The sequence below is a fragment of the Thermomonas sp. genome (assembly GCF_041905325.1).
Taxonomy (GTDB): domain Bacteria; phylum Pseudomonadota; class Gammaproteobacteria; order Xanthomonadales; family Xanthomonadaceae; genus Thermomonas.
Window position 1 is genome coordinate 1 of the sequence record NZ_JAYRLK010000044.1, and the last position, 1,539, is coordinate 1,539.

Below are 1,539 nucleotides of genomic sequence, written 5' to 3' on the forward strand. Positions count from 1 at the left end.
TGTCGCCCGCGTGGATGCCAAAGCGGTGCTCTTCGGGCGGGAACAGGCCGTTGACTTCATCCCCCAGCGGCAGGGTGAACCAGTTGGTGGAATACACGATGAGCCCGTGCGCGGTGCGCAGGTCGCGCGCCACGATGTCCATCACGCTGAGCTGGCCGCCGTGTGAATTGAACAGCACCAGCTTCCGGATGCCGGTGCGCGCCACGCAGGCGCCCAGCTCCATCCACACACGGATCAGCGTCTCGGCGCTGAGCGTGAGCGTGCCGGGGAAGCGGATGTGTTCATTGCTCTTGCCCACCTGCTGGGTGGGGAGGAACAGCACCGGCAGTTCAGCCGGCAGGTGCGGCAGCGAGGCGGCAATGACGCCGTCCACCAGCGTGGTGTCCACGCTCACGGGCAGGTGCGGGCCGTGCTGCTCGACGGCAGCCACCGGCAGCACGGCCACGGTGGCGGGGGCGTCGAGCTGGGCGAAGTCGCGCGTGGACAGGTCGGCCCAGAAGCGGGATTTGAGTTTCATCCCGCCATCTTAGGGGCCGGCGCCGGCTCAGGCCTCCGGCGATAACCCCAAGCTGCGGCGGGCGGCCCGCACGATGCTGGCCGCGTTCACCCCAAAGAACTGGCGCAGGGCGGCGCGCGTGTCGCTGCGGCCAAAGCCATCGGTGCCGAGGGTCACGTATCGGCGGCCAGCCGGGATGAAGGCGCGGATGCTTTCGGGCACGGCGCGCACATAGTCGGTGGCGGCGACCACCGGGCCCTGGCTGCTGGCGAGCTGGCGGGTGATGTGGGGCAAGCGGCCCTCGCCTTGCGCCTCGCAGGCCATGCCGTCACGGGCCAGCTCGCTCCAGCTCGTGACGCTGTACACGTCCACCGCCAGGCCCTGGGCGGCCAGCTGGTCGGCGGCCTTGAGCACCTCCGTCAGGATGGCGCCAGAGCCCAACAACGTCACAAACTTTGATGAAATCGGGCTGGAGCCCGCATCCGCATTGCGCAAGGCGCTACGAAATTGATAGCAACCGCGCACCACGTCGCCCTCTACCCCCGGCGGCAAGTCGGGCTGGGCGTAGTTCTCGTTCATGAGCGTGACGTAATAGAACACGTCTTGCTGCTCCACCAGCATCTCGCGCATGCCGTGGTCGATGATCACAGCCATCTCGCCGGCAAAGGCCGGGTCCCACGCCCGGCAGTTGGGGATGGTGGCCGCGATCAGGTGGCTGGAGCCGTCCTGGTGCTGCAGGCCCTCGCCGCCCAGCGTGGTGCGGCCGCTGGTGGCGCCCAGCAGGAAGCCGCGGGCGCGCTGGTCGGCTGCGGCCCAGATCGCATCGCCCACGCGCTGGAAGCCGAACATGCTGTAGTAGATATAGAACGGCAGCATGGGAAAGCCGTGCACGCTGTAGCTGGTGGCGGCTGCCGTCCAGCTGGCGATGGCGCCCGCCTCGGAAATGCCTTCTTCCAGTATTTGCCCGTCCAGCGCCTCGCGGTAGCTCAGCACCGAGCCAATGTCTTCCGGCTCGTAGCGCTGGCCCACGCTGCTGTAAATGC

Annotated in this window: 1 protein-coding gene and 1 pseudogene; both read right to left on the reverse strand. The window is 68.1% G+C overall.

What is annotated here, in order from left to right; genetic code table 11:
- A partial coding sequence (locus ACE3OK_RS12570) for a creatininase family protein (RefSeq protein ID WP_374249892.1) occupies nt 1-517 on the reverse strand: 517 nt, incomplete at its 3' end.
- A 27-nt stretch (nt 518-544) separates the two neighbouring features.
- Nucleotides 545-1,539, reverse strand: a pseudogene (gene aceE, locus ACE3OK_RS12575) (pyruvate dehydrogenase (acetyl-transferring), homodimeric type); the annotation flags it as partial.